Source organism: Achromobacter sp. SIMBA_011, from assembly GCF_046535435.1.
Classification (GTDB): domain Bacteria; phylum Pseudomonadota; class Gammaproteobacteria; order Burkholderiales; family Burkholderiaceae_B; genus Achromobacter; species Achromobacter dolens.
This window is the reverse complement of the sequence record NZ_JAWRWN010000931.1, coordinates 1-250: the sequence shown is the minus strand read 5'-3', so window position 1 is coordinate 250 and position 250 is coordinate 1. Positions and strand designations below refer to the sequence as shown.

The window sequence follows — 250 nt, the reverse complement described above, 5'->3', positions numbered from 1 at the left end:
ATGCGGTCGTCGCCTTGCTGCTGGATCACGGGCTCGGACACGCCCAGTTCGTTCACGCGGTTATGCAGCGTCTGGATGTTCTGCTTGAGCGCGGCGTCCTGCACGGCCTTCTTGACCGCCGGCGTGAAGGTGCCGACGAGCTGCACGCCGCCTTCCGGCGCGTTCTGCGTGGCCCACACGAGTTCGCTGATGCCGCCGGTGCCCGACAGCAGCTTGCTCGCCTGGTCGGCGACGGCCGGATCGGCGAAAT

The 250-nt window shown here is 67.6% G+C and carries 1 pseudogene; it reads right to left on the bottom strand.

The features are described 5' to 3' along the window. Positions 1-250 (bottom strand): annotated as a pseudogene (locus tag SB816_RS33725) (protein translocase subunit SecD); the annotation flags it as partial.